The following is a 25,374-nucleotide window of genomic DNA, read 5'->3' as shown; positions in this document are numbered from 1 at the left end:
GGGTTCGGCGTCTTTTCCGTCCCTCAGAGGCTAAGAAGCGGTCCTGGCCTGCAGCTTCGTACGCTTAGCCGAAATCCGGGTACTTCAGGTGACCGAGGTCGGCCTCCTTCAATCGAGGTATCGCGCGAGGTGAGCCACGGTGGCCGCGGTCTACCAGCGGGCGAGGTCCGCCTGGAAGGACGGGTCGAAGCGCCGCATGTACCCGGTGTCATCGCGGTTGCGCAGCCCGCACCGTACGTATTGCTCATGCAGGCGCGCCAGGGCGTCGGGGTCCAGCTCCACGCCGAGGCCGGGGGCGCCCGGCACGGGCACCGCGCCGTCCACGAAGGTCAGCGCGCCGTCCACGATCACGTCCTCGCTCTTCCACGGCCAGTGGGTGTCACAGGCGTAGGTGAGGTTCGGGGTGGCCGCGGCCAGGTGGGTCATCGCGGCCAGGCTGATGCCCAGGTGCGAGTTGGAGTGCATGGACAGGCCCATGCCGAAGGTGTCGCAGATGCCGGAGAGCAGCTTGGAGCGGCGCAGCCCGCCCCAGTAGTGGTGGTCGGAGAGGACGACCTGGACGGCGTCGGCGGCCACCGCGGGGGCCAGCTCGTCGAAGGCGACCACGCACATGTTGGTGGCCAGCGGCATGGGGACCTCACGGGCGACCGCGGCCATGCCGCCGATCCCGGGGGTGGGGTCCTCCAGGTACTCCAGCACGCCCTCGAGCGCGCGCCCGACCTTCACCGAGGTCTCCGTCGTCCAGACGGCATTGGGGTCCAGGCGCAGCGGATGGTCGGGGAAGGCGCGGCGCAGCGCCCGGATCGCCTCGATCTCCTCCTCGGGGGGCCGGACGCCGCCCTTCAGCTTGATCGCGGTGAAGCCGTAGTCGTCCACCATCCGGCGGGCCTGCGCCACGATGGCGTCGGGGTCGAGGGCCTCGCCCCACTCGTCGGGCTCCTGGCCGGGGTGGGCGGCCCACTTGTAGAAGAGGTACGCGCTGAACGGGACGGCGGACCGCACGGCGCCGCCGAGCAGGTCGCTGACCGGGCGGCCGATGGCCTTGCCCTGGATGTCCAGGAACGCCACCTCGAACGGGGAGACGACGCGGTCGACGGTGCTGCTGGTGGTGATCATGCCGGTGAGCCCGGAGCCGCCGGAGCCGCCCACGCGGGCGATGACCCGCTGGACGCGCTGGTGCAGCTCCTCGGTGGCGAAGGCGTCCAGGCCGACGATCTCCTGCCCGACGGCCGCCAGGCGCTCCAGGTGGAGCTCGTCCGCGTAGGTCTCGCCGAGCCCGGTCAGGCCCGCGTCGGTGTGGATCTGCACGATCGAGCGGAGCGCGAAGGGCTCGTGGACGCCGACGGAGTTGAGCAGGGCCGGGTCGCGGAAGGCGACGGGGGTGATGGTGACATCCGTGATGCGCAGGGGCACTCCGTCAGACATCGACGTCCATTCATATAGGTGAACCGAGGGTAGGTGTGTGAACCCTATCAAGGGGCTGCCCCGCCGACGAGCAGCCAAAACACCCGTAACAACCCACGTGATTCCGCGTGGAATTGTTGCTTCCGGAGTCATTGACCGAGCGAACGGGCGATCGTAAGGTCTGCACCCCACCGCCAGTGGGTTCATGTGCATGAACGAAGCGAGGAGAGCCGCCATGGTGAATCCCCCCGCCCCCGACCGCGACCCGGCCGCCTCCTCGGAGCTCGTCCAACGGTCCGTGACCAAGTTTCTGCGACGTGTGATGCCCATCCTGGTCATCATGCTCGTGGTCAACCAGATGGACCGCACCAACGTCGGCTTCGTCCAGGACGACCTCAAGGCCGACATCGGCATCGGAAGCGCGGCCTACGGGCTCGGCGCCGGGCTGTTCTTCATCGGCTACGCCCTGCTCGAAGTCCCCAGCAATATGCTGATGGAGCGCTTCGGCGCCCGCGTCTGGCTCACCCGGATCATGATCAGCTGGGGCGCGGTGACCGTCCTCATGTGCTTCATGACGGGTGCCACCTCCTTCTACGTCCTGCGGTTCCTGCTGGGCATCGCGGAGGCGGGGTTCTTCCCCGGCGTGATGTACTACCTGACCACCTGGCTGCCGGACTCCGCCCGCGGCCGGGCCAGCGCCATCTTCCTCGGCGGCTCGGCCACCGCCTACATCGTCACCGGCCCCATCAGCGGCGCGCTGCTGGAAATGCACGGCCTGGGCGGATTCGCCGGCTGGCGCTGGATGTTCGCGCTGGAAGGCGCCCTCTCCATCACCGTGGGCCTCGTCGCCGCCTTCTTCCTCGTCTCGCGGATCAGGGACGCCCGCTGGCTGAGCAGCGAGGAGAAGGACGCCCTCAGCGCGGCGGTCGAGCGGGACCGCGAGGCGCGCAGCCGCGAGCCCCAGGTGTCCAGGCTGCGGCTGGTGATCCACCCCCAGGTGGCGCTGCTGACCGGGGTGTTCTTCGCCATGGCGCTCACCGGATACGCGATCACCTTCTGGCTGCCGAGCCTGGTGGACGACATCGGCGGGCTCTCGTCCTTCCAGATCGGGCTGCTCACGGCCGTTCCGTGGATCTGCGCGGTCATCGCGATGTACACGATGAGCCGCCACACCGACCGGGTGCCGGACCGTCGGCCCTACCTCGCCGTCGTGCTGGTGCTGTCCGCCATCGGCACCTTCCTCGCCACCCTGGGCTCCCCGTGGTTCGGGCTCGCGGCCGTCACCCTGGCCGCCGTCGGCAGCAAATGCGCCGCCAACCTCTTCTGGCCGCTGGCCCAGTCCACGCTCGACCTCAAGGTCACGGCCGCGGGGCTCGCCGTCGTCAACTCCCTCGGCAACCTCGGCGGCTTCGTCTCCCCCACCCTCTTCGGCTATCTGGAGGAGACGACGGGCAGCACCAACGGCGGCCTCTACGCACTCTCCGCGGCCTCGCTGCTCGCCACCGCCGGCGTCTACTTCATCCGCCGGGGCAGCGGCCGTGGCGGAGCGGAGGCCGCAGCGCCCACCCCCGCCCGGACCGTCTCCGGGTGACTCCCGGCGCGGTCAGCGGAGCCCGGACGCGGGCGTGGGCACGGCCCGCGTGACCTGGATCTTCTCCCGGAAGAGCAGTTCGTCGACCCGGGGGCCGATCTCCTGCTGCCACCGCTCGCTCTGGTAGACGGCCTCGTAGAGCCGCACCCGCTCCGCCTCGTCGGCGAAGCGCCGCATCCACACATAGCCGTCGGGGTCCTCCTCGTCGATGAACGAGGCGATGACGTTCATCCCCTGCGACGTCTGGAAGGGGATCACCACCTCCTCCATGAAGATGACCCATTCCTCCCGGCGGCCGGGCCTGGTCTGGTAGCGGCGGATCTCATAGAACATGCGCGTCTCCTCGGGCTGGTGTGATGGGTGGTGCGACGTGGCCTCGGGCGTCGGCCGTCGGCCGGGGACGGTCAGGCACCGGTGCGGAGCACCAGCTTGCCGCGGGTGTGGCCGTCCTCCCCCTGGCGGTGGGCGCGGGCGGCCTCCTCCAGCGGGAAGACGTCCTCGACCTCGACCTCCACCGCGCCCCGGTCGATCAGCCCGGCGATGGTGGTCAGGGCGGCGCCGTCCGGCTCGACGAGGAAGGGGCTGGTGCGCACGGCGCGGGCGTCCGCGGCCTCCCGCAGCTCGGGGCTGACGCCACCGGGGACGGCGACCAGCAGTCCCCCCTTCTTGAGCACCTCCAGGGAACGGGTGCTGGTGGCGTCGTGCTCCTCTCCCAGCAGATCGATCACCACATCGATGTTCTCGACCGTGTCCTCGAAGCGCTGCTCGGTGTAGTCGATCAGCTCCGCCGCCCCGAGCCGGCCGAGCCACTCGTGGCGGCTCGCCCGGGCGGTCCCCACGACCGTCGCCCCCAGATGCCGTGCGAACTGGACGGCGAAGTGGCCGACACCACCGGCGGCGGCATGCACCAGCACCCGCTGACCGGCCTCCACCTCGGCGGTGTCCACCAGGATCTGCCAGGCCGTCAGCGCCGCCAGCGGCACGGCGGCCGCCGCCTCATGGCCCAACGTGGCGGGCTTACGGGCGAATTGGCGGGAGGGGGCCGTCACGAACTCCGCGTAGCCGCCCGCCTGACGGGGGAACCACGGCATCCCGTACACCTCGTCGCCGGGGGCCAGCGTGGTCACCCCGAACCCGACTTCCTCGACCACACCGGAGACGTCCCAGCCCAGGGTGAACGGCGGCTCGCCCAGCACGCCCGCCATACCGCCGCCCTGACGGGTCTTCCAGTCGACGGGGTTGACGCCGGCGGCATGCACCCGCACCAGCACCTCGGTGGGCAGCGGCTCCGGCCGCGCGACCTCCGCGACGCGCAGCACCTCCGGGCCGCCGGGCGCGTCCTGTACCACCGCACGCATCATGGACCTGGACACGTGTACCTCCTGAGCTCATCCGTATCTCTCACGCCCGCTCTCCGGACGCGCTCGCACGCTAACCTCTGGGACCTGGTTACCCACAAGGGACACTGCTACCTTTTGGGTAGTACGAAGCGGCCCGGAAGGCTTCCTCCATGAGTACGCGATGCCACACAGGCCAGCACGCCCATCATGATGTGTACGAGGCCCAGTGCCCGTGCCGCGCCATGCTGGATCTGCTGGCGAACAAATGGTCGGCGCTGGCCATCGGCGCCCTGGAGGACGGCCCCCTCCGATTCGGCGCGCTGCAGCGCCGACTTCAGGGGGTCAGCCCCAAGGTGCTCACCCAGACACTGCGGCGTCTCGAGGACGCCGGGCTGGTGGAGCGGACCGTCTACCCGGCCGTTCCGCTCCATGTGGAGTACGAGCTCTCCTCTCTGGGCCACAGCGCGTCCGTCCCGCTCAGGAATCTGCGTCTGTGGGTGGAGGACAATCTGGATCTCACCACCACGGCCGCGAAGCCGATGTGACGGCGCCGGTTCCCCTGCCGGTCGCCGCCCGGTCCCCCCTCGGCAACCTCCTCGCAGAACGAGAGGGCGCCCTGGTCCGGGCCCGGTCAGGCGGTGGGGGCGGTGCGGATGGCGGCGATGTCGAACTGGAGGCGGACCTTCTCACTCACCAGGGCGCCGCCCTCGGCCAGCCTGGCGTTGTAGGTCAGCCCCCATTCGGAGCGGTTGATGGTGGTCGTGCCGTCGAAGCCCGCCCGCTGGTAGCCGAAGGGGTCCGTGACATGTCCGATGTAGGTGAGCTCCAGGACGACGGGGCGGGTGACGTCTCTGATCGTGAGGTCCCCGGCCATGCGGTAGACGTCCGGGCCCGCGACCTCCACGGCGGTGCTGATGAACCGGATGTGTGGGAAATTTCTGGCGTCCAGGAAATCCCGGCCCATCAAGTGGTCGTCGCGCTGCTCGACACCGGTCTGGACACTGGCCGTGGACAGCAGGACCTCGGCCCGGGAACGGCGCGGGTCACGGCCGTCGAAGTAGAGTCGGCTCTCGAACTCGGTGAAGGCACCACGCACCGTGCTCACCATGGCGTGCCGGACGGAGAAACCGATCCGGCTGTGCGCCGGGTCGACGATCCACTCTCCGGTGAGAGCCGCGAGGCCGGGATCCGGCAGAGCGACGGCGCCGGATGTCGCCCGCGTAGTGGGGGCCGCCGGTGCGGCGCTGGTGATCGCGCGGCGGGCGGTACTGCGGCTGAACAGGTTCATGCCACCCGTTGTTATTTCAACTTACGGGATGACGCAACCCTTGATCAAGGGCAGATACTCAAGGATCTTGAGTAAGTGTCTGCGATGTTCCCCTCGAGGAGAAGCCCCCGTTGACGACCGACAGTTACTACGAGCCGATCGACGAGTACCGCTACAAGCCCACCTCCCATGTCAGTGGCGCCTGGAGCACCGACGAACAGCACTTCAGCCCGCTCGGCGGGCTCATCGTCCACGCCATCGACCGCCACCTCGCCACCCGTCCGCACACCGGGCTGCTGCTCAGCCGGATCAGCTTCGACATCCTCGGGCGCCTCGCCCTCGACGAGTGCGAGATCCGGGTGGAGACCATCCGCCCCGGCCGCACCATCGAACTCCTCGAGGCCGTGGTGCTCATCGCCGACCGTCCCGTGGTCCGGGCCCGCGCCTGGCTCCTCGCCGCCGTGGACACCGCGTCCGTGGCCGGTGGCGCCGGGGACCGGCTCACCCCTCCCGAGAAGCTCGACCCCTGGGCGATGGCCTCGCTGTGGCCCGGCGGGTACATCGCCTCCCTGGACTCCCGTCCGCTCGCACCGCGCGAGCCGGGTCGTGCGACCCTCTGGGTCTCCACCCCGCTCGACCTGGTGGCCGGACAGACCAGCACCCCGCTGGCCTCGTACATCGCGCTCGTGGACACCGCCAACGGCATCGCCGTACGGCAGTCGCCCACGGCCTGGATGTTCCCCAACGTCGACCTGACCATCCACCTCCACCGGCAGCCCGAGGGCCGCTGGACCGGGCTGGACACCACGGTCACCTTCGGCGGTACCGGCCAGGGCATCACCAGCACCGTGCTGCACGATCTGCGCGGCCCGGTCGGCCACGCCCAGCAGATCCTCACCGTCCGGCCGCTGCCCGGCACCTGACCGCGGACGGGACAGGCCGCCACCGGCGAGGTGGCGGCTCCCCCTGTACGATGAGCCGGCAAGCAACGAACCACTCTGCCTGACGCAGAGCTGGCGCGACCGCTCGGCGGCCGCGGTCCTTCAAGCCCCCTGATCGGCGCGGACCCGGTATCTACCCCGGTCCAGCGCGAGAGGACAGTTCTCGGCGCACTCCGCCACGCCGGCCCGGGTGCGCTACCAGGCGGCGGAAAGGCGTCGGCCGTGGCATCCGCGGTCTCCAGCGACACCCCTCCCCCCGTACAGCGCGTCGGCTACCGGCAACTGCTGCGCACCCCGGGGGCGTGGACCTTCCTGCTGCCCGGGTTCGCCGCCCGGCAGCCGTTCGCGATGCTGACGATCGGCATCGTGCTCCTGCTGCGCCACACCACCGGGTCGTACGGTGTCGCCGGTGCGGTCGCGGCCGTCACCGGCGTCTCCATGGCGCTGTTCGCGCCCCAGAGCGGCAAACTGGCCGACCGCCACGGGCAGCACGCGGTCCTGGTGCCGGGTGTGCTGCTCCACGCGGCGGCCGCGGCCCTGCTGACGGCGCTCGCACTGGCCCACGCGCCGCTGTGGGCGCTGATCGCCGCCGCGGTGCCCACGGGCGCCTCCGTCCCGCAGGTCGGGCCCATGGTGCGGGCCCGCTGGGCGGCCGCCCTCGGGAACGGCGCGCCGGGCGGAACCGGGCCGCGCCCGGGACGCCATCCGCTGCTGGCGACCGCGGCCGCGTTCGAGTCCGTGACGGACGAGCTCACGTTCGTCATCGGCCCCGTCCTCGCCACCGCCTTGAGCACCGCCGTGCACCCGGCCTCCGGCCTGATCGCGGAGGCCGCGCTGACGCTGGTGGGCGGGCTGCTCTTCGCGGCCCGACGCCGTACCGAGCCACCGCCGAGCCCGGCGCGGGCGGACACACGGGAGCCGCACGCCTCGGCCCTGTCCGTGCCGGGCGTACGGGTCCTGGCCGTGGCCTTCCTGGGCATCGGCTCGGTCTTCGGCGGGATGCAGGTCGCCCTGACCGCCCTCACCCAGGAGCAGGGTCAACCGGGCCTGAACGGTGTGCTGTACGGCGTGTTCGCGGCGGGCAACATGCTCGCGGGCGTGGCCTGCGGCGCCATCGCCTGGCGCACCTCCCCCCGACGGCGGCTGCTGACCGCCTACGCCGCGCTGACGCTGATCTGCTCGACGCTGTGGGCGGTGTCCGCGCCACTGCCACTGGGCGGGCTGGGACTGCTGGCGGGCCTGTGCGTCGCACCGGCTCTGATCACCGGGTACACCCTGGTGGACGCGCTGGTCCCGGCCGCCGCCCGGACGGAGGCGTTCACCTGGCTGACCGGTTCGGTCGCGCTGGGGCAGGCCGCCGCGGTGACCGCGGGCGGACAGGTGGCGGACGGCTTCGGCGCGAGCGCCGCCTTCACGGTGCCGCTCGTGGGCACGGCCCTGGCCCTGCTGACGGTGGTGTCCCTGCGCGCCCACATCGCACCGCGCGGCACCACCACGGCGATACGCCAGGACCAGCGCACCGCCGACCCCCACTCCGCATGTCAGTCGGTGAGGAACGACGACACGATCGCCCCCGCTTCCGGGCGGCACTCCTCGAAGTAGCCGTGCCTTGCACCCTCGAAAATGTGCGTCCGCGCCCGGGGGATGCGGGAGGCGAGCAGCGGTGCGTTGGCCGCCGGGGTGAGCCGGTCGTCCGCGCCGTGCAGGATCAGCGTGGGCGCGGCGATCAGCGGGAGGACGTCCCAGGCGTCGTGTTCATTGCTCGCCACCAGATGGTGCCGCCGGGCGTGCGGGGGCATGCCGGGGTCGCCGAGGGTCGTATACGGCCCGGGGTGCCCGGACCGCCAGGCCGGGGTGTACATGAGGTCGATCAGCGCCTCCCTCGCCGCCCGCGCGTCGGTCTGGGCCAGGGAGCGCCGTACCGCCATGTCGCGCTCCGTCGCCCGTGGCCCGCCGGGTGAGGTGCAGCCGAGGACGAGCCGCCGGATCCGGTCCGGGTGGCGGGCGGCGGTCCACTGGGCGACCCGTCCTCCCATGGAGGTCCCGTACAGATCGGCGGACTCGATGCCCAGATGGTCGAGGACGGCGATCACATCGTCGGCGAAGTCCCGTGTCGCGTAGGGGTGGTCGGGCTTTCCGCTCTCCCCCGTACCGCGCCAGTCCATGGTGAGGGTGGAGTGCGTGGCGTGGAAGTCCGTCCGTATGCCGTCCCACCAGTGGTGGTTGTTGGCCTGGCCCGCCAGGAGTACCAGCGGTGCCCCGGTGCCTTGGCGCTGGTAGGCGAGGAGGGTGCCGTCCAGTGCGCGGGCGTGGCCGCCGGCCTGCTGTGGAACGTCGGTGTGTGGCATGGGTGTCTCTTGTCTCTCGGGGTTTACGGGTGTCGTCGGTGTGCGCGGTCCGCGACGTCCCTCGCCACGCGCTCAGCCGCGGGCGATGACCTTGCCCGGGTTGAGGATGCCGTGCGGGTCGAGGGCCGTCTTGACCGCGCGGTGCATGTCCAGAACGGCCGGGGCGAGCTCCCGCTCCAGACCGTCCCGCTTCAGCAGGCCCACACCGTGTTCACCGGTGACCGTGCCGCCGAGGTCGATGGCGTCCGCGATGATCTCGTGGAACGCGGCCTGGGCCCGCTCCCGGGCCGCCGTGTCGCCGGGCTGGGTGATGAGCAGCGGATGGAGGTTGCCGTCACCGGCGTGGGCGATGTTGGCGATGAGCGTGTCATGGCGGGTGGCGGCGCGCTCGATGCGCGCCAGCATCTCCGGTACGGCCGCCTTGGGCACGCACACGTCCTCGGTGAGCACCGGGCCCAGCCGCTCCAGCGCCGGGTAGGCGAGCCGCCTGGCCGCGAACAGCGCGTCGGCCTCCTCCTGGTCCGTGGACTGCGCGGCCCAGGTCGCCCCCGCCTCCTCGAAACAGGCGAGCATCCGCTCGGCCTCCTGCGCGCCCGCCGGGCCCGGGGCGTCCGTACGCCCGAGGAGCACCACGTCCGCGTCGACGGACAGGCCCATGTTCTTCCACTTGTCGACGGCCGCCAGGCAGTGCCGGTCGATGAGCTCCAGCGCGGACGGGGTGAGCCCCGCGGCCCCGATCGCGGCGACCGCGCGTCCCGCCGCCACGACGGAGGAGAAGTATCCGGCGACCGTGCGCTCCGCCTCGCGCCGCGGCCGCAGCCGCACCGTGACCTCGGTGATCACTCCCAGGGTGCCCTCGGAGCCGACCATCAGCCCCGCCAGGTCGTACCCGGCGACGCCCTTGGCGGTCCTGCGGCCGAGCCGCACCAGCTCACCGGTGCCGGTCACCACTTCCAGGCCGAGCACATAGTCGCGGGTGACGCCGTACTTCACACAGCACAGCCCGCCCGCGTTGGTGGCCACATTGCCGCCGATGGTGGACCAGGGCGCGCTCGCGGGGTCCGGTGGGTACCACAGCCCCCGCTCGGCGCAGGCGGCCCGCAGATGGTCGTTGACCACCCCGGGTCCGACGACCGCGAGGCGCTCCACGGGGTCGATCTCGTGGATGGTGTCCATGGCCTCGGTGGAGAGCACCACACAGCCCTCGACGGCGTTGGCACCGCCGGAGAGACCGGTGCCGGCGCCCCGGGTGACCAGTGGAACGCCGTGCCGTACGCAGGCCCGCACCACGGAGCGCACCTCCGGCGCCGTACGTGGCCGCACCACCACGCGGGGTGTGCCGTACGGCGCCCACTCCGCCTCGTCGTGGACGAACCCGGCGGCGACACCGGGGTCCTCGACCATCCGGCCGTCCGGCAGCTCCTGCCGCAGATCGTCGATCAACACGCCGGTCCCCTGCCTTGTCGTCGAGCACGGTAGTTCCCGCTCGCACGGTACCCACCGCCATCGGAAAGCGTGATCACCACCCCCTGTGACCGGGTCCGCGGCGGGTCGGCGGAGGGGCGGCACTTGTGCGAGAACCATCGTTCTCCTAGTGTCGTGCCCGACGGGGAGAATGCTCGTTCTCCCCTCTCCCTCCACGACTCGAGGAGTCGACATGACCGACGCCGCACGTCCTCCGTTCCCCCCGTTCACCCACGAGACCGCCATCGAGAAGGTCCGGCTGGCGGAGGACGGCTGGAACTCCCGTGACCCGGAGAAGGTCGCCCTGGCCTACACCGTCGACTCGCGCTGGCGGAACCGCGCGGAGTTCGCCACCGGGCGCGAGGAGATCGTCGCCTTCCTCACCCGCAAGTGGGCGAGGGAGCTGGACTACCGGCTCATCAAGGAGCTGTGGGCCTTCGACGGCAACCGCATCGCCGTACGCTTCGCCTACGAATCCCACGACGACTCCGGCAACTGGTTCCGCTCCTACGGCAACGAGAACTGGGAGTTCGACGACAACGGTCTGATGCGCCTGCGCTACGCCTGCATCAACGACCTCCCCATCGAGGAGTCGGAGCGCCTGTACCACTGGCCGCTCGGGCGCCGCCCCGACGACCACCCCGGGCTGAGCGACCTCGGCCTCTGAGACCTCGGCCGCCGACAGGCCCCGGACACCAGGAGAGCGATGACATGATCAGTCCCGAGACCGCGGAGCTCCGGATCCTCGACGCGGCCGAGACCCTGTTCTACGGACGGGGCATCCAGGCGGTGGGCATGGACGAGATCCGCTCCGCGTCAGGCGTCTCCCTCAAGCGGCTGTACCAGCTCTTCCCGTCCAAGGGGGAGCTCATACAGGCGTATCTGCGGCGGCGCGACGTCCGCTGGCGCCAGAAGCTGGCCGCGTACGCCGACTCTCGGGCCACCCCCGAGGAGAGCGTCCTCGCGGTCTTCGACTGGCTCCACGAGTGGTTCGGCGAGCCGGACTTCCGCGGCTGCGCCTTCAGCAACTCCTTCGGGGAACTCGGCGCCACCTCCTCGGCCGTCGCCGAGACGGCCCGGGCGCACAAGGAGGCCTTCTTCCGGTACCTCGCCGAGCTGACGGCGGCCGCGGGCAAACCGGCCGCGCTGGGCGACCACTTGGCCCTGCTGGCCGAAGGCGCCATCACCACCGCGGCGATCACCGGCAGCGCCGAACCCGCGCATCAGGCGAAAGCGGCCGCACGCGTCCTGCTGGAGGCGGCATAGCCCTCACCGTCAAGGGCGTCGCCGTCACGATCAAGGGCATAGCCGTTACCATCCACTCTCATGCGGGGGTGGTGGGAGCGGGGCCGGGCGCTGGGAGCAGCCCATCCCCAGGCCGTGGACATCGGGATCGCGCTCCTGGTCCAGGCGGCCATGACGATGCCGTTCGTGGTGCCACGCCCGCCCGATCTGGAGCCTGCGACCTTGCCCGCCTACGGGCTGACCACGCTCACCGTCGTCCCCCTGATCTGGCGCCGCCGCGCTCCCCTCGCCGTGCTGACCGCGATCATCGCGACCAGCGCGCTGTACAAGCTGGCGGTGGAGGGGCCCGGGCAGCCGCTGCCGTACACCGGGCTCGTCATCATCTACACGATCGCCGCCGTCTCACCGCCGTGGAAGCGCCTGGTCGCCGGGGGTCTGCTGACGGTCGCCGTACCGGTGTCGGTGTGGCTGAACACCCGGACCGCGCGTGAGCTGACCTTCTCCCTCTTCGTGTTCGCGGCGGCCTATGTCTTCGGCCGGCTGACCGATGCCCGGCAGCGGGAGCACCGGATCGAGGCGGAGCGGGCCGCCGCGCGCGAACGGGCGCGGATCGCACGGGAGATGCACGACATCCTCTCCCATGCGGTGAGCCTGATGATCGTGCAGGCGGAGGCCGGTCCGGTGGCGGTGCGGACGGCCCCGGAGCGGGCCGAGGCCGCCTTCGACGCCATCTCCGCCACGGGCCGGGACGCCATGGCCCAGCTGCGCCGGATGCTGGGTGTGCTGCGCGAGGGCGCCGAGCCGGGCCGCGCCCCGCGTGAGCCGCAGCCGGGCCCGGCCGGTCTGCCCGAGCTGCTCGACCGGATACGGGCGAGTGGCCTCGAGGTGACGTACGAGTCGACGGGGGCCGTGCGGCCGCTGCCGGAGGCCACCGGGGCGAGCGTCTTCCGGATCGTCCAGGAGGCCCTGACCAACGTGGTCAAGCACGCGGCGGCCCGCGGTGTTTCCGTCCAACTCAGCTATGGCGAAGGCGCGGTGGACATCCGGGTGCTGGACGACGGACGCGGACCGCGGCCCGGTTCCGGTGGCGGCCACGGTCTGATCGGGGTCCGCGAGCGGGCGGCGGCGCACGGCGGTACGGCGGTCACCGGGCAGGGCCCGGACGGCCGGGGCTTCGAGGTACGGGTCCATCTCCCCGTACCCTCCGCGGCGGAGGTGGCGCGTTGACGATCCGTGTGGTGGTGGCCGACGACCAGGAGCTGGTGCGCAGCGGCTTCGCCATGATCCTCGACGCCCAGCCGGACATCGAGGTGGTCGCGGAGGCGGGCGACGGGGCCGAGGCCGTCGAGGCGGTGCGGCGGCACACGCCCGATGTGGCCCTGCTGGACATCCGGATGCCACGTGTGGACGGTATCGAGGCATGCCGCGGGATCGCCGCCTCCGGCGCCTGCCGGACGGTGATGCTGACGACCTTCGACTCCGACGAGTATGTCTATGAGGCGCTGCACGCGGGCGCGAGCGGCTTCCTGCTCAAGGATGTGCGCAGGGACGATCTGGTGCACGCGGTACGGGTGGTGGCGCGGGGCGACTCGCTGCTCGCGCCGTCGGTGGCCCGGCGTCTGGTGGAACAGTACACCCGGGCCACCGCCCGGCCACGGCGGCCCGACCCCCGGCTGGACGCGCTGACCGGACGGGAGCGGGAGACGCTGCTGCTGCTCGCGCGGGGGCTGTCGAACGCCGAGATCGCCGCGCAGCTGGTCGTCAGCGATCACACGGTCAAGACCCATGTGGGCAACGTGCTCGCCAAGCTGGGGCTGCGGGACCGGATCCAGGCGGTGATCTGCGCCTACGAGACGGGCCTGATCACGGCCGGGGATCCCCCGCCCGGGGGAGCGTCCCGGCCCGGCTCCTCCCCCGCGTCGGCGAGGAACTGACCCCCGGAACACCGCTCGGGCGGGCGATCCGCGCGAGGCCGCCGGTCACCAGGATGGAGCCACCGAGAACAACGGCTCATCTCACCGGAGTTGACCATGAAGAGCACCAGTCACACCCTGCTGGCCGCGGCGCTCGTCCTGGGCGTCGTGGCGGGCCCGGCGGTGCCGCCGGCCCTGGCGGCCACCTCGTCGCCCGCGGACACCTCGTCGCCCACGGCCTCCGAGCGGACCGGGATTCCCGAGCTGGAGGCCGCCATCGCGAATCTGCCGACGAGCGATGCCACGGCCGCGCTGGTACGCGTCGGGGGCACCGAGGGCGTCTGGAGAGGCAGTTCGGGCGTGCACGACCTGACGACCAACCGGCCGGCCGATCCGGCCGGCCGCTTCCGCGCCGGTTCGGTGACCAAGGTCTTCACGGCCGCGGTCGCCCTCCAGCTGGCCGCCGAGGGCAGACTCGACCTGGACCGCACCGCTCGCTCGTATCTGCCGGAGCTGATCCCGGCGTCGTACGGGAAGGTCACCGTACGGCAGCTGCTCAATCACACGCACGGCATCCCGGCCGCCGATCTCCCCGGGGACACGGTCGAGGAGCGGTACGCCGACCGCTTCCGGATCCATGACCCCGAGGAGATGGTCCGCTCGGCGACCGCGAAGAAGCGCGAGTTCGCGCCCGGAGAGAAGCAGCACTATCTGAACATCGGCTACACCGTCGCCGCCCTGGTCATCGAGCGGATCACGGGCGACACATACGAACACCAGGTGACCCACCGGATCCTGAAGCCCCTGGGGCTGCGCGACACCTACCTCCCGGGGACGGATCCGCACATCGCCGGGGAGCACAACCACGGCTACCAGACGATGCGGCTGGACGACGGCACGACCGGGCTGCGCGATGTGTCGGTGTGGGGGCCGACGGACGGCTGGGCGGCCGGGGACCTCATCTCGACCACGGCGGACCTGGAGCGGTTCACCAGGGCCCTGTTCCAGGGGCGGGTCGTGCGCGGCCCGCTGCTGCGGGAGATGTTCACGCTGCCGAAGGTGGCCGACTTCACCACCGGCGACCCGGCCGCCTACTCGGTCGGCCTCTCGATGAAGAAGCTGGGCGGCCGTGAGGTGTGGGGGAAGTCGGGCAGCCGCTGGGGCTACAACACCGGCATCGTCTCCACCCGCGACGGCTCGCGCACCCTCGTCTACAGCGTCAACTCCACCGACGCCAAGGGCCAGGAGATGAACACGGTGGTGCGGGCCATCATGGTGGCGGCCTACGGCACCCCCTGAGCCGCGCCTCAGTCCGCCTTGAGGGCCGTGAGGATGTTCAGCCGGGCCGCCCGGCGGGCGGGCCAGAGTCCGGCGACCACTCCGACGAGCGCGGCGCCCGCGAGGGCCACGGCGATACGGCCCCAGGGGACGACCATCTCGTACCCCTGGATGCTGTCGGAGACGAGCTTGCCCGCGGCCCAGCCGAGGAAGATGCCCGCGCCGATGCCCAGAAGGGCACCGAACAGCGAGATGAGGACGGACTCCAGACGGATCATCCGCTTCGTCTGCTCGGGCTGGAGCCCCACCGCGCGCAGCATCCCGATCTCACGGGTGCGCTCGAACACGGACATCGCGAGGGTGTTGACGACTCCCAGGACCGCGATCACCACCGCCATGGCCAGCAGCCCGTAGAGGACGTTGAGGAGCAGTGTGATGGCCTCGCCACCGGCCGCCTCGGCCAGGTCGTCGGTGTTCCGCACCTGGATCACGGGGTTCTGGTCGAGCGTGCGCTGGAGGGATCGCCGTGCGGCGTCGCCGTCACCGGCCTTGGTGCGCACCAGGACCGAGGCGTCCTCGATCTCCTTCAGATGGGGCTGCAGCGTGGCCAGCGGCATCATGGTGGACGGGAGGTATTCGTCGTCGTGGTAGACGCCACCGATCTCCAGTGAGCCCCGGCTGCCGTCGTCGTAGACCACCGGAACCCGCTGTCCCGTGGTCCATCCGTAGATGTCGGCGATGGAGGTGTCGATCAGCAGGCTCCTGCCTCCGCCCGAGCCCAGGGCCGCGAACGAGCCCGAGACGAAGCTCGGGTCGAGGAGGTCGCCGATGGTCCGGGGGTTCACACCGGTCAGGGTCACCTCGTCGCCGCCGATCCGCACGGCGCCCTGGCGCCGCGGACTGGAGGAGGTCACGGCCGAGGACTTCGCCAGGGTGTCGTGGACCGACGCGGGCAGGTGGCCGCTGTTCTTCGACGAGATCTCGAAGTCGGCGACGACGGAGTTCTCGGCCCGCTCGTGCAGCGATGTCGTGGCGGACACCGCGACCACCGTGAGCCCGGTGACCAGGGACAGCCCGATCATCAGCGCCGAGGCCGTGGAGGCGGTGCGCCGGGGATTCCGCCGGGCGTTGCGCGGCGCGAGCGTGCCCGGGACGCCGAAGCGGCGCAGCAGGGGTCCGGCCAGGTCGACGGCCGGGCCGGAGAGCGCCGGCGTCACCACGATGATGCCGATGAGCAGCAGGGCGGCCGGGAGGAGCACGATGGTCCTCCCCTGCTCGCCGCTGGACGCCGTGAACACCACGCCGAGCACACCGATCGCGATCAGGGCCACGCCGATCGCGTTGCGCCTGCGGAGGCCGCGGGCAGGCGGGGGTATGTGCATCGCGGACATGGCGGCCACGGGAGGCACGGCGGCGGCGCGGCGGGCGGGCACATAGGCGGCGAGCATGGTGACGACCACGCCCACCAGGAACGAGATCAGTACGGTACTGGGCGACACGACCAGCGGCCCGTCCGGGAAGCCGGATCCGGTGGACGCGAACAACTGCCGGATGCCCATGGCCACGCCGATGCCGAGGAGGAACCCCGCGGCGCCCGCGCACAGCCCCAGCAGACCGGCCTCGATGAGCACGGAGCGGGTCACCTGACGGCGCTCGGCGCCGACGGCCCGCATCAGGGCCATCTCCCGCGAACGCTGGGTGACGAGCATGGTGAAGGTGTTGCCGATGACGAAGATGCCGACGAACAGGGCGATGGCCGCGAAGACGAGCAGCACCTGGCTGAGCCCCTTCGTCCCCTCGGCGGCCTCGGTCCGCTGCCGCTCGCGCAACTGCGCCCCGGTGCTGATGTCGGAGTCCTCGGGCAGCAGAGGGCGGACTTCGGCCGCGAGCTTCGCCTCGGAGGTGCCGCGGCCGGCCTCGAGGGTGAGTCCGTCGTACCGGCCGGACTTCAGGAACAGCTTCTGGGCGGTGGCGTCGTCGAAGAGCGCCAGGGTGCCGCCGGAGCCGTGGGTGTCGTCGGTGCGGACGATGCCGACGAGCTTCTTGTGCAGCACCGGTCCGTCGACGGCCAGCCGGACGGTGTCGCCGACCCGGTAGCCGCCCTGGTCCGCGGTGGCGGTGTCCAGCAGCACCTCGTCGGGCCCGGTGGGGGCGCGCCCGGCGGTCAGGGGGTGGCGGGTGTCCTTGCCGTCGGCCTGGGGGAAGTAGTTGCCCCCCGCGGTCACATGGTCCTCGCCGAGGGGGTGGCCGTCCTTCGCGGCCACGGCGGCGACCCCCTCGACGGAGCCGGTGACGGAGGCCACGCCGGGCAGCCGCTGGAGGCGCCGCAGGGTGTCCTCATCCACCGTTCCGCGCTCGCCGGCCTTCTCGTCGTAGGGCGGTGTGGCCTGGACCGAGACATCGCGCAGGGTGGTGAGGAAGCGCTCCTTGTAGGCGTTGCCGACGGTGTCGGTGAAGACGAGGGTGCCCACGACGAACGCGACGCCGAGCAGGACGGCGAGCATGGTCATCAGCAGGCGGGCCTTGTGCGCGAGGACGTTGCGCAGGGCGGTACGGAACACGGGGCGGCCTTCCGGGAGGGTGCCGGGTGTGAAGTGCTCGGGGAGCGGGGCGGGCGCCGGGCGTACGTGGCGCGGGCGTCGGACGTACGGGCGTACGGGCGTACGCGGGGGTCAGGCGTGCGCGGGCGTCAGGCGTGCGCCGGGGTCAGGCTGCCCATGCGCTCCAGGACGGCCTCGGCCGTCGGCGCGTGGAGTTCGTCGACGATGCGGCCGTCCGCGAGGAACACCACGCGGTCCGCGTAGGAGGCGGCGACGGGGTCATGAGTGACCATCACGACGGTCTGGCCCAGCGCGCTCGCGGAGCCGCGCAGGAAGTCGAGGATCTCGGCGCCGCTGCGGGAGTCGAGGTTGCCGGTGGGCTCGTCGGCGAAGACGATGTCGGGCCGCCCGGCCAGCGCGCGGGCGACCGCGACGCGCTGCTGCTGGCCGCCGGAGAGCTGGGCGGGCCGGTGGCCGAGCCGGTCGGCCAGGCCGACGGTCTGGATGATGCTCTCCAGCCAGGCCCGCTCCGGTTTGCGGCCCGCGATGTCCATGGGGAGGGTGATGTTCTCCAGGGCGCTCAGGGTGGGCAGCAGGTTGAACGCCTGGAAGACGAAGCCGATACGGTCGCGGCGCAGCCGGGTGAGCTGACGGTCGTTCAGGGAGGCGATCTCCGTGTCACCGAGGCGGACCGAGCCGAAGGACGGCGAGTCGAGCCCGGCCATGCAGTGCATCAGGGTGGACTTCCCCGACCCGGACGGACCCATGATCGCGGTGAACCGCCCCTTGCCGAAGCCGACCGTGACCGCGTCGAGGGCCACCACACGGGTGTCCCCCGTGCCGTACACCTTCGTCAGGTCGGTGGCGTGGGCCGCGTAGGACTCCGGGGCGGAAGGGGGCTGGTGTGCGTGCATGCCGATCCTCGGTGAGCGCTCGGTGGACGGCCCTCGTGGCGGAGGGCGCCGCCGCTGATGGCGACACCCATGAGCCTCCCGCCCGGCCACCCCCGCGCGGATCCCCCGACCATCCGGAGCGGCATCCCCCGATCGGGGGAGATCGTCGCGGGGCCGCTACTCCGCGCGCCCCGTGCGGAAGGCCCAGGCCGCGATCTCGACCCTGTTGCGCAGGCCCAGCTTCGCCTGGACCGAGCCGAGATGCGTCTTGACCGTGCTGGGCGCGATGTACAGCTCGGCGGCGATCTCCGGGTTGGTCAGTCCGCGGGCGATGCCCTGGATGACCTCCTCCTCGCGGTCGGTCAGCGGCTCGGCCGGCTCATGTGCGGCGCGCCGCCGGCTCTTGGTGAAGTGCTGGAGCAGCCGGAGGGTGATCTGCGGGGCGACCATCGCGTCGCCGCGGACGGCCGCCCGCACGGCCTCGGTCAGCAGCGCCGGACCGGCGTCCTTCAGGAGGAACCCGGACGCTCCGTTCGACAGCGCCGTGTACACATACTCATCGAGGTCGAAGGTGGTGACCACGACCACCTTCGGGGCTCCGGGCCGACCGCCGCCGGCCAGCCGGCGGGTGACCTCCAGACCGTCGGGCGGGGGCATCCGGATGTCCACGAGGCACACGTCCGGCTGGGTCTCGCGGGCCAGGGACAGGGCCGCGGCCCCGTCTGCGGCCTCGGCCACCACCTCCATGTCGGGCTCGGCCGAAAGCACCATGCGGAACCCGGCCCGCACCAGATGCTGATCGTCCGCGACCAGGATGCGTATGGTCATGCCGTCCTGCCCTCCCGTAGCCGCAACCCGGTTCGTACGGCGTGCCGCCCGCGCGCCCGCGGGGTGCGCGCGGCCTCGTCGGGACGCAGCGGTACGGAGGCGCGGACCCGCCATCCGCCTTCGGCGCGGTGGCCCGCCTCGAAGGCGCCGCCGAGCAGTTCGATCCGCTCCCGCATGCCCATGATGCCGAAGCCGCCGCCGAGCCGGCCGAGGCTGCCGCGGTGTCCGGACGGTGAGCCGTGTCCGTCGTCCTCCACGACCAGTTCGGCATGGCGTGCCGCCACCCGGGCGGACACATCCACCGACCGCACTCCGCGCGCATAGCGCCGGGCGTTGGTCAGGGCCTCCTGAAGGACGCGGCTCAGCCCTCCGATGACCTCGGCCGGTACGTCCTCCGGCAGATCCCGCCCGAGGTCCAGCCGGACCGGCAGCCCCGTCCCCCGTGCTTCGTCCACGATGCGGGTCAGGACCTCGCCCAGGTTCTCCGGATGCCGCGGGGTCTCGTCACCGCGCATCGAACCCACCAGGCGCCGCATCGATGTCAGCGCCTCGCCGCCCGCGTTCTCGACGGCCTCGAGCATCTCGTTCAGCGCCCGCGGGTCGGGGGTGCCCCGCCCGGTGACATGGCGCACGGCCTGGAGCTGCACCACGATCGCGGTCACCTGGTGGGCCACGGTGTCATGCAGGTCCCGGGCCAGCGCGAGCCGTTCCTCCTGCCGTACCAGCTGTCCGGTGCGCTCCTGCTGGACGTCGTGGAGCCGCAGCACCAGTCCGCAGACGAAGGCCAGCGCCAGCAACAGCGCGGTGTTCTCGGAGAAGTCACCGGGATCGGAGTCCCGCAGGAGCGGGATGGAGAACACGCTGACGCTCATCGCCGCCACGGACACCAGGGCCCACCAGGGCGTGCAGCGGCGCACCGCCACGGCGAGGAGGAACAGCAGGCCAATGAGTTCGGTGCCGCTGGACTCGCTGGTCACCATGTTCACCGGCAGCAGGTGGTAGGCCACCGTGGCCGCGAAGGTTCCGGCACAGGCCACCAGCGCGGCCCGCGGGACCCATCGGACATCGCGCACGACGGCCAGCACGGCCATCGCCCCGGCCAGGGCTCCGGAACCGATCGGCACCCAGTCCCCGGCGAACGCCTGCGTGTCGAGGTCCGGGTCGAGGACCAGCCGTTCCCACACGTCCTGGGAGACGGAGAAGAGGAACCACAGCGCCAGCGCGGCAATCACGATCCGCCCCGGCCAACGTCGATAACCGGCGCGCCGGCCGGAGGACACAGCTATTCGCACCCGCGCCACCCTACGCACCTACGGCGGCGATTGCCGCCCGCCTGCCGTACGAGGGGTCCGATGGGGCGCTGCGGACGATGGGGCGCTGCGGACGCCGGAGGCCGGGGCCCCTGAGCGCGGGACCCCGGCCGACTGCCGTGTGTGTGGTGCTCAGCCGTTGGCGGTGTTGTCGTAGATCGTCTGGATCTTGTTGTCGAAGTAGGGGCTGTCGATGTAGGCGGGCGGATCGGTCCGGGTGCTGGTGACGCCGATCTCGGTTCCCAGGCCGGTGGTCTCGTTGTAGTCCCGCAGCCAGGGGCCGCCGCTCGCGCCCTCGACCATGGTGCAGCCGTTCTGCACCCGGGAGCCGTCCTGCCACGTGGGGATGTTCTGGCACGCGTAGGGCAGCTCGCCGTCGTAGCCGAAGGCGGCCGGATAGCCCCAGACGGTCACGGTGTTGGAGTACCCGTAGTTGTAGCCGAGCCCCATGCCGCCGACGGTGTTGACCAGCTTGCCGGCGCCGTTGTCCCAGACGTTGACCGCGCCGATGTCGTAGTTCAGGTCGCTGTTGTTGATCCAGCCGTTGAACGTGGTCAGCGTCTTGGCGGACCAGGTTCCGTACGGTCGCGAGCCGTTGTAGTACGCCGGTACGAACACTCAGTTGGTGGCCCAGGTGCCACCCGCGCCACCGTGGACGCAGTGCCCAGCGGTGAACACCATGTTCTTCGTGGGATTGTTGACCGCCGCGGCGGAGCAGGCGTAGTCGCCGCCGTTGGTCGGATTGTGGAAGAAGACCTTGCCCTGCACGATCGAGGTGGCGATCCGCACCCCGCGGGCCTTCTTCGATGTGGCCTTCCGCGGTTTCGCGAGCTGAGCGGGTTCGGCCGCCGCGTCGACGGCCGCCTCCCGCGACGCCTTGGCGTCGGCGGGCGTGTCGGCCTCGACGGCTCTGCGCATACGCTGCGGGGTCCAGTATTTCTCGGCGGACTCCGCGGATGAGCGGGACGCGGCACTCTTGTGCGTGGACACCGCGGTGTCCACGCTGCGTGTGACGGTGCTGTGCGTATCGGCGGACGCGGCCGCCGGAATCGTCAGGGCGAACGCGAAAACCGCGCCGCTCGCCGCTAAAACGACCTTGCGTATCTGCACCAGTCCCCCCAATTTTTGACCGGGACGGGGAGCGGATGCCCCCGGTGAAATCCCGGGCGCACCGTATCGCGTGATGAAGTGCGCACGCCAAGATCCCGCAGCTGGTCAGAACGGTATCCGGCTAGGCATGACACCTCCGACCCGGTACGGAAAATCGCCTCGCGACTGCTGGACTGCCCTTTTCGATAAAAACGGAATGGGTCGTGTGCCGCATTGAACGAGGAATTCCGACGCGTCAACGCGCGTCAACGGCCACCCTCTCCGGTGCGGCGACGGCCACCCGATCCCCGACAGTGTCCGGAACCCGCAATCGCATTTCTCTCGTCGGATTCACGGAAGTATTCACGCATTCACGGCAGCCCCGCACTGCGCGACGGGCCCGCCTGCCGCAGCGGATGCTGTTAGCCTCCCGGCATCTCCGTAGGCCCGCCGCTCCGAGGAAGACCATTGGTGACGAACCTCCAGGACGACCAGGACAGCCAGGACACACCGGCCCCGCAACACGTGCCTGAGGTGCCTGACACGCCTGACGCGCCGCCCCCGGGCTGCCCCGCCCACGCCGCGCGGCTGTACGGTCCGGACTTCCGGCGCCGCCCGGACGAGACCTACCAGCGGATACGGCAGGACGGCGGACCGGTCGCCCCGGTCCTCCTCGAAGGCGACATCGACGCCTGGTTCGTACTCGGTTACCGCGAGACCCGTCAGGTGCTGTCCGACACCGAGACGTTCGGCCGGGACCCGCGCCGCTGGAACGGCTGGGACAGCGTGCCGCCGGACTGGCCGCTGATGCCGTGGGTGGCGTACAGCCCGATGATGACCTTCACGGAGGGCGAGGAGCACCAGCGGCGCGCGACGGCGGTCGGCGAGGCCCTCGCCACGATCGACCCCTTCGTGCTGCGCGGCCACTGCGAGCGGTTCGCAGATCAGCTGATTGACAAGTTCGTCGCGAGCGGCAGGGCGGATCTGGTGTACGACTACATCTACTCGGTGCCCACCCTCGCCACGGCCGAGTTGTTCGGCCTGTCCGCGGACGAGGCCGGGCTGGAGGCCCTGGCGGCGGGGCTGACCGTGTCGTTCCTCTCCAACGAGGAGGCCATCGCCGGTCAGCAGCGGGTCGCCGCGTACGTGACCGAGCTGGTGCGGGCCAAGCGTGAGGAACCGGGCCCCGACCTCACCTCGCAGTTCATCCTGAACACCCCGGACCTCACCGAGGAGCAGCACACCGCGGACGTCATGGTGCTGATGGCGGCGGCGCTGCCGCTGACCTCGTACTGGATCGGCAACACCCTCCGGCTGATGCTCACCGACGAGCGCTTCGCCATGACCCTCTCGGGCAACCGCCGCAGCATCGGCGAGGCCATGAACGAGGTGCTGTGGGCGGACTCCCCGCTGCAGAACCTCATCGGTCGGTACGCCACCCGCGACACCGACCTCGGCGGTCGGCGCGTCCACGCCGGCGACCTCGTCGTCCTCGGCCTGGCCGCCGCCAACGCCGATCCGCTGCTGTGGCCCGACACCCCCGTCGGCCACGCCGGGAACCACTCCCATGTCGCCTTCAGCGGCGGCGACTACGGCTGCCCGGCGGGCGGTGCCGAGACGGCCAGGATCATCGCGGAGACGGCGATCGAGGTGCTGCTGGACCGGGTTCCGGACCTGACGCTGGCGGTCGCGCCCGACGAGCTGAGATGGGTGGACTCGTTCTGGTACCGCTGCCTGGATTCGCTGCCCGTCACGTTCAGTCCCGCCCCGGCCACGGCGGGCTAGCGCGCGAAGCCACCAACCCGCCCTGACCCGGCATCCTCCCGGGGGAGAGGGGTCCGGTGGTGTCAGTTGCCGGGTGGCTGCTGGAGCATGGCGAGGGTCAGGACATTGCCGCCGATGCCCCAGCCGCCGTCGGTGACCTCCTCGACCAGGACCAGGGTGGTGGCGCGGGCGCGCTCACCGTAGATGTCGACGTACAGCTCGGTGGCACGGGTGACGATCTCCTCCTTCTGCTTCTCGTCGAGGGATCCGGCAGGGACCTTGAAGTTCGCGAAGGGCACGGTCGTTCTCTTTCGTCTGTGGGGTTTCGGTGTGTTCGTGGGTGCGATTCGGGTGTGATTACAGTGAGCTGCCCGTGGTGAGCAGATCGTCCAGCCCCGCCCGGCGGAAGAACTCGGCGCGGACGCGGTCGGCGACCGCGGAGACGACTTCGCTGCCGTCGCGGCTGGGGTCTATGTGGGTGCGCAGCGGGCGGGCGCCGGCCGGCAGGGCCACCAGGCGTACGACGGCGTCGGCGACGTGCGCGGCGTCCGCGTCCGGCGGAATCAGCGCGGCCAGCCGCTGGTCCAGATCGGCCAGCAGGGTGCCGTAGCGCTCGTCGTAGGCGGCGGCGCGGTCGGGGTCGGCGGGCGCGCCCGCGTGGCGGAAGTGGTTGGTGCCCGAGGTGAAGGCGCCGGGGACGACGATCGCGGTGTCGATGCCGAAGCGAACCACCTCGGCGGCGTAGCTGACGGCCAGGGCGTCCATGGCGGCCTTCGCGGCGAAGTAGGGCCCGATGAAGGGCGGGCAGCCGCCGCGGGTGCTGGAGCTGCCGATCCACACCAGCAACCCCTCGCCCCGGGCCCGCAGATGCGGCAGCGCCGCACGGTTGACGCGCTGGGTGCCCAGGACGTTGACGTCGTACAGATGGGCCAGTTGCTCGGGGGTGAAGGCCTCCGCCGGGCCGGTGGCCATGTGTCCGGCGTTGTGGACGATCACGTCCAGCCGGTTCCGGCCGGCCAGAACGCGGGCGATGGCGGCGTCGGCGGAGTCCTGCGAGGTGACGTCGAGCTCCACGGCTCGCAGGTCGACGTCGTGGTCGGTGGCGTAGCGGGTCAGCTCGGCCACCGCGGAGGCGTTGCGGGTGTCCGGCTGCCGGATCCCGGCGTAGACCGTGTGGCCGGCGCGGGCCAGGGCGCGTGCGGTCAGCGCCCCGAAGCCACTGGAGGCGCCGGTGACCAGGATGGTCGTGGGTGTGTCGGAGGGCATGGGGTCCTTACGGCGAGAGCAGGGGGGAGGGAAGGGGGTGTGCGGCGGCGGTCAGATGATGCCGCCGTTGGCGCGGACGCGCTGACCGTTGACCCAGTGGCCGGCCGGGGAGGCGAGGAAGGCCACGACCTCGGCGATGTCGGCGGGGGTGCCCAGGCGCTCCAGCGGGGGCTGGGCCGCCATCCGGGCGATGGTCTCCTCGTCCTTGCCGTCGAGGAACAGATCGGTGGCGGTGGGGCCGGGGGCCACGGTGTTGACGGTGATGTCCCGCCCGCGCAACTCGCGCGCCAGGATCATGGTGAGCGCCTCGACCGCTCCCTTGCTGGCGCTGTACGCGCCGTAGGCGGGGAGGGCCAGGCCCACGATGGACGTGGAGAAGGTGATGAGCGCCCCGCCGCCGCGGATCCTGCGGGCGGCCTGCTGGGCGACGACGAAGGTGCCGCGGATGTTGGTGCGGTGCAGCGTGTCCAGCTCGGCGAGGTCCAGCTCGGCGATGGGGGCCAGATACATCCGGCCGGCCGCGTGGACGACGACGTCGACACCGCCGAACTCGGACTCCGCGGTGTCGAAGAGCGCGGCCACCTGCTGTTCGTCGGCGACGTCGGCCTGGACGGCGACGGCCCGGCCACCGGTGGCGGTGATGTCCTTCGCGGCGGCCTCGGCCGGTTCGCGGTGACCCGCGTAGCCGATCACGACGGCGTATCCGTCGGCGGCCAGCCGCTTCACCGCCTCGTGGCCGATGCCGCGGGAGCCTCCGGTGACGATGGCGACGCGGGGCCGGTCGGCGGGGTGCTGGGGCGCGGTTTCCTGGGGCGGCATGGAGACTCCTGGGGCATGTGCCGGCGGGCGGATGCCACGGCGTACGGGCCGTGTCCCGGGGGCGCCGGCGTCGT

Annotated in this window: 25 protein-coding genes; 10 read left to right on the top strand and 15 right to left on the bottom strand. The window is 71.5% G+C overall.

The genetic code is table 11. The features are described 5' to 3' along the window. Positions 1 to 150: 150 nt before the first annotated feature. Positions 151 to 1,425, bottom strand: a complete 1,275-nt coding sequence (locus ACMTAK_RS46700) for a glucarate dehydratase family protein (RefSeq protein WP_413811779.1) — start codon at positions 1,423 to 1,425, stop codon at positions 151 to 153. A 214-nt stretch (positions 1,426 to 1,639) separates the two neighbouring features. Here ACMTAK_RS46700 and ACMTAK_RS46695 point away from each other — a divergent pair, with 214 nt between their 5' ends. After that, on the top strand, positions 1,640 to 2,995 hold the full coding sequence (locus tag ACMTAK_RS46695; protein ID WP_413811778.1) for an MFS transporter: 1,356 nt from the start codon (positions 1,640 to 1,642) through the stop codon (positions 2,993 to 2,995). A gap of 12 nt (positions 2,996 to 3,007) precedes the next feature. On the opposite strand, the gene ACMTAK_RS46690 is transcribed toward ACMTAK_RS46695, so the two are convergent. Together ACMTAK_RS46690 and ACMTAK_RS46685 are read right to left on the bottom strand one after the other, a co-directional pair. Continuing rightward, a complete protein-coding gene (locus tag ACMTAK_RS46690; protein ID WP_413811777.1) occupies positions 3,008 to 3,328 on the bottom strand; it encodes an NIPSNAP family protein in 321 nt (106 codons plus the stop codon). Between the two features lie 71 nt (positions 3,329 to 3,399). Further along, positions 3,400 to 4,368, bottom strand: coding sequence for an NADP-dependent oxidoreductase (locus tag ACMTAK_RS46685; RefSeq protein ID WP_413811776.1), 969 nt, complete (start codon positions 4,366 to 4,368; stop codon positions 3,400 to 3,402). Positions 4,369 to 4,505: 137 nt separating this feature from the next. Here ACMTAK_RS46685 and ACMTAK_RS46680 point away from each other — a divergent pair, with 137 nt between their 5' ends. Continuing rightward, positions 4,506 to 4,880: a winged helix-turn-helix transcriptional regulator gene (locus ACMTAK_RS46680; RefSeq protein WP_044579634.1), complete on the top strand. Its 375-nt coding sequence runs from the start codon at positions 4,506 to 4,508 to the stop codon at positions 4,878 to 4,880. An 86-nt stretch (positions 4,881 to 4,966) separates the two neighbouring features. On the opposite strand, the gene ACMTAK_RS46675 is transcribed toward ACMTAK_RS46680, so the two are convergent. Then, the gene (locus tag ACMTAK_RS46675; protein WP_413811775.1) at positions 4,967 to 5,623 is read right to left on the bottom strand and encodes a YceI family protein; all 657 of its coding nucleotides are present in this window, start codon (positions 5,621 to 5,623) and stop codon (positions 4,967 to 4,969) included. A gap of 110 nt (positions 5,624 to 5,733) precedes the next feature. Here ACMTAK_RS46675 and ACMTAK_RS46670 point away from each other — a divergent pair, with 110 nt between their 5' ends. Together ACMTAK_RS46670 and ACMTAK_RS46665 are read left to right on the top strand one after the other, a co-directional pair. Further along, on the top strand, positions 5,734 to 6,525 hold the full coding sequence (locus ACMTAK_RS46670; RefSeq protein WP_413811774.1) for a thioesterase family protein: 792 nt from the start codon (positions 5,734 to 5,736) through the stop codon (positions 6,523 to 6,525). Between the two features lie 240 nt (positions 6,526 to 6,765). Then, a complete protein-coding gene (locus ACMTAK_RS46665) occupies positions 6,766 to 8,145 on the top strand; it encodes an MFS transporter (protein ID WP_413811773.1) in 1,380 nt (459 codons plus the stop codon). Here ACMTAK_RS46665 and ACMTAK_RS46660 read toward each other — a convergent pair. Both ACMTAK_RS46660 and ACMTAK_RS46655 read right to left on the bottom strand, forming a co-directional pair. Beyond that, on the bottom strand, positions 8,085 to 8,891 hold the full coding sequence (locus tag ACMTAK_RS46660) for an alpha/beta fold hydrolase (protein WP_413811772.1): 807 nt from the start codon (positions 8,889 to 8,891) through the stop codon (positions 8,085 to 8,087). The two genes, ACMTAK_RS46665 and ACMTAK_RS46660, sit on opposite strands and share 61 nt — an antisense overlap. A gap of 72 nt (positions 8,892 to 8,963) precedes the next feature. Further along, positions 8,964 to 10,295 (bottom strand): FAD-binding oxidoreductase, encoded by a 1,332-nt coding sequence (locus ACMTAK_RS46655; RefSeq protein WP_413813203.1) that lies wholly within the window; start codon positions 10,293 to 10,295, stop codon positions 8,964 to 8,966. Between the two features lie 253 nt (positions 10,296 to 10,548). On the opposite strand from ACMTAK_RS46655, the gene ACMTAK_RS46650 reads away from it, so the two are divergent. From ACMTAK_RS46650 to ACMTAK_RS46630, 5 genes are all read left to right on the top strand, one after another. Beyond that, entirely contained in the window at positions 10,549 to 11,022 is a 474-nt protein-coding gene (locus ACMTAK_RS46650; RefSeq protein WP_413811771.1) for a nuclear transport factor 2 family protein, read from the top strand. A 44-nt stretch (positions 11,023 to 11,066) separates the two neighbouring features. Next, complete coding sequence (locus ACMTAK_RS46645) at positions 11,067 to 11,621, top strand: TetR/AcrR family transcriptional regulator (protein ID WP_413811770.1); 555 nt, start codon at positions 11,067 to 11,069, stop codon at positions 11,619 to 11,621. 60 nt (positions 11,622 to 11,681) lie between these two features. Next, positions 11,682 to 12,827, top strand: coding sequence for a sensor histidine kinase (locus ACMTAK_RS46640; RefSeq protein WP_413811769.1), 1,146 nt, complete (start codon positions 11,682 to 11,684; stop codon positions 12,825 to 12,827). Continuing rightward, a complete protein-coding gene (locus ACMTAK_RS46635) occupies positions 12,824 to 13,534 on the top strand; it encodes a response regulator (protein WP_413811768.1) in 711 nt (236 codons plus the stop codon). The genes ACMTAK_RS46640 and ACMTAK_RS46635 overlap by 4 nt, the downstream gene beginning before the upstream one ends. Positions 13,535 to 13,630: 96 nt before the next feature. Then, positions 13,631 to 14,812, top strand: a complete 1,182-nt coding sequence (locus ACMTAK_RS46630) for a serine hydrolase domain-containing protein (protein ID WP_413811767.1) — start codon at positions 13,631 to 13,633, stop codon at positions 14,810 to 14,812. Positions 14,813 to 14,820: 8 nt separating this feature from the next. Here the strand turns inward: ACMTAK_RS46630 and ACMTAK_RS46625 are convergent, their stop codons facing one another. The 6 genes from ACMTAK_RS46625 to ACMTAK_RS46600 all read right to left on the bottom strand — a co-directional run bounded on the left by ACMTAK_RS46625 (position 14,821) and on the right by ACMTAK_RS46600 (position 21,472). Then, entirely contained in the window at positions 14,821 to 17,352 is a 2,532-nt protein-coding gene (locus ACMTAK_RS46625) for an ABC transporter permease (protein WP_413811766.1), read from the bottom strand. Positions 17,353 to 17,480: 128 nt separating this feature from the next. Next, positions 17,481 to 18,245 (bottom strand): ABC transporter ATP-binding protein, encoded by a 765-nt coding sequence (locus ACMTAK_RS46620; protein ID WP_413811765.1) that lies wholly within the window; start codon positions 18,243 to 18,245, stop codon positions 17,481 to 17,483. Positions 18,246 to 18,401: 156 nt separating this feature from the next. After that, entirely contained in the window at positions 18,402 to 19,052 is a 651-nt protein-coding gene (locus ACMTAK_RS46615; protein WP_413811764.1) for a response regulator, read from the bottom strand. After that, on the bottom strand, positions 19,049 to 20,284 hold the full coding sequence (locus ACMTAK_RS46610) for a sensor histidine kinase (RefSeq protein ID WP_413811763.1): 1,236 nt from the start codon (positions 20,282 to 20,284) through the stop codon (positions 19,049 to 19,051). Before ACMTAK_RS46610 ends, ACMTAK_RS46615 begins: the two co-directional genes overlap by 4 nt. A gap of 210 nt (positions 20,285 to 20,494) precedes the next feature. Further along, complete coding sequence (locus ACMTAK_RS46605) at positions 20,495 to 20,980, bottom strand: trypsin-like serine peptidase (protein ID WP_413811762.1); 486 nt, start codon at positions 20,978 to 20,980, stop codon at positions 20,495 to 20,497. After that, entirely contained in the window at positions 20,981 to 21,472 is a 492-nt protein-coding gene (locus tag ACMTAK_RS46600) for a hypothetical protein (RefSeq protein WP_413811761.1), read from the bottom strand. It lies immediately after the preceding gene. 450 nt (positions 21,473 to 21,922) lie between these two features. Here ACMTAK_RS46600 and ACMTAK_RS46595 point away from each other — a divergent pair, with 450 nt between their 5' ends. After that, positions 21,923 to 23,236 (top strand): cytochrome P450, encoded by a 1,314-nt coding sequence (locus tag ACMTAK_RS46595; protein ID WP_413811760.1) that lies wholly within the window; start codon positions 21,923 to 21,925, stop codon positions 23,234 to 23,236. A 62-nt stretch (positions 23,237 to 23,298) separates the two neighbouring features. Here the strand turns inward: ACMTAK_RS46595 and ACMTAK_RS46590 are convergent, their stop codons facing one another. Genes ACMTAK_RS46590 through ACMTAK_RS46580 form a run of 3 tightly spaced genes read right to left on the bottom strand, consistent with a single transcriptional unit; the run spans position 23,299 to position 25,300 of the window. Continuing rightward, positions 23,299 to 23,514 (bottom strand): tautomerase family protein, encoded by a 216-nt coding sequence (locus tag ACMTAK_RS46590; protein ID WP_037947464.1) that lies wholly within the window; start codon positions 23,512 to 23,514, stop codon positions 23,299 to 23,301. Between the two features lie 58 nt (positions 23,515 to 23,572). Next, the gene (locus ACMTAK_RS46585) at positions 23,573 to 24,481 is read right to left on the bottom strand and encodes an SDR family NAD(P)-dependent oxidoreductase (protein WP_413811759.1); all 909 of its coding nucleotides are present in this window, start codon (positions 24,479 to 24,481) and stop codon (positions 23,573 to 23,575) included. A gap of 51 nt (positions 24,482 to 24,532) precedes the next feature. Next, positions 24,533 to 25,300 carry an SDR family oxidoreductase gene (locus tag ACMTAK_RS46580; RefSeq protein WP_413811758.1) on the bottom strand — a complete coding sequence of 256 codons (768 nt, stop codon included), beginning with the start codon at positions 25,298 to 25,300 and terminating at the stop codon, positions 24,533 to 24,535. Positions 25,301 to 25,374: the final 74 nt, after the last annotated feature.

Source organism: Streptomyces lacaronensis (assembly GCF_047337785.1).
In the GTDB taxonomy this organism is placed as follows: domain Bacteria; phylum Actinomycetota; class Actinomycetes; order Streptomycetales; family Streptomycetaceae; genus Streptomyces; species Streptomyces lycopersici.
The sequence above is the reverse complement of the archived record's forward strand: the minus strand, read 5'-3'. Positions and strand labels throughout refer to the sequence as shown.